Raw genomic sequence first — 1746 nt, 5'->3', positions numbered from 1 at the left:
ACCGGCCTACACCCTTACCCCGGGACAACCACCGCCCGGGATGGACTACCTTCCTGCGTCACCCCATCACTCACCTACTGCAAGTCTGGTTCGTCGGCTCCACCACTTCCCTTTGCCCGAAGGCTCCGGGACGGCTTCACGGACTTAGCATCGCCTGGTTCGATGTTTGACGCTTCACAGCGGGTACCGGAATATCAACCGGTTATCCATCGACTACGCCTGTCGGCCTCGCCTTAGGTCCCGACTTACCCTGGGCAGATCAGCTTGACCCAGGAACCCTTGGTCAATCGGCGCACACGTTTCTCACGTGTGTATCGCTACTCATGCCTGCATTCTCACTCGTGAACCGTCCACCACTGCCTTCCGGCGCGGCTTCACCCGGCACACGACGCTCCCCTACCCATCCCAGCCCCCGTTGGGGGTATCTGCTGGAATGACACGACTTCGGCGGTACGCTTGAGCCCCGCTACATTGTCGGCGCGGAATCACTAGACCAGTGAGCTATTACGCACTCTTTCAAGGGTGGCTGCTTCTAAGCCAACCTCCTGGTTGTCTCTGCGACTCCACATCCTTTCCCACTTAGCGTACGCTTAGGGGCCTTAGTCGATGCTCTGGGCTGTTTCCCTCTCGACCATGGAGCTTATCCCCCACAGTCTCACTGCCGCGCTCTCACTTACCGGCATTCGGAGTTTGGCTAAGGTCAGTAACCCGGTAGGGCCCATCGCCTATCCAGTGCTCTACCTCCGGCAAGAAACACACGACGCTGCACCTAAATGCATTTCGGGGAGAACCAGCTATCACGGAGTTTGATTGGCCTTTCACCCCTAACCACAGGTCATCCCCCAGGTTTTCAACCCTGGTGGGTTCGGTCCTCCACGAAGTCTTACCTCCGCTTCAACCTGCCCATGGCTAGATCACTCCGCTTCGGGTCTTGAGCGTGCTACTAAAACGCCCTGTTCGGACTCGCTTTCGCTACGGCTACCCCACCCGGGTTAACCTCGCAACACACCGCAAACTCGCAGGCTCATTCTTCAAAAGGCACGCAGTCACGACGCACCAAGCAAGCTTGATGCGCGACGCTCCCACGGCTTGTAGGCACACGGTTTCAGGTACTATTTCACTCCGCTCCCGCGGTACTTTTCACCATTCCCTCACGGTACTATCCGCTATCGGTCACCAGGGAATATTTAGGCTTAGCGGGTGGTCCCGCCAGATTCACACGGGATTTCTCGGGCCCCGTGCTACTTGGGTGTCTCTCAAACGAGCCGCTGATGTTTCAGCTACGGGGGTCTTACCCTCTACGCCGGACCTTTCGCATGTCCTTCGCCTACATCAACGGTTTCTGACTCGCCTCACAGCCGGCAGACTGTGAAAGAGAGATCCCACAACCCCGTATACGCAACCCCTGCCGGGTCTCACACGCATACGGTTTGGCCTCATCCGGTTTCGCTCGCCACTACTCCCGGAATCACGGTTGTTTTCTCTTCCTGCGGGTACTGAGATGTTTCACTTCCCCGCGTTCCCTCCACATACCCTATGTGTTCAGGTATGGGTGACAGCCCATGACGACTGCCGGGTTTCCCCATTCGGACACCCCCGGATCAAAGCCTGGTTGACGACTCCCCGGGGCCTATCGTGGCCTCCCACGTCCTTCATCGGTTCCTGGTGCCAAGGCATCCACCGTGCGCCCTTAAAAACTTGGCCACAGATGCTCGCGTCCACTGTGCAGTTCTCAAACAACGACCA

Annotated in this window: 1 rRNA gene (running past one end of the window); it reads right to left on the bottom strand. The window is 58.0% G+C overall.

From position 1 onward, the window contains the following. Positions 1-1704 (bottom strand): 23S ribosomal RNA (locus ACZ7MG_RS43665); it reaches 1494 nt to the left of the window's first position. Between the last annotated feature and the right edge of the window lie 42 nt (positions 1705-1746).

This window comes from Streptomyces sp. NPDC107538 (assembly GCF_055657445.1).
Note: the sequence above shows the minus strand (reverse complement) of the source record. Positions and strands in the feature narration are given on the sequence as shown.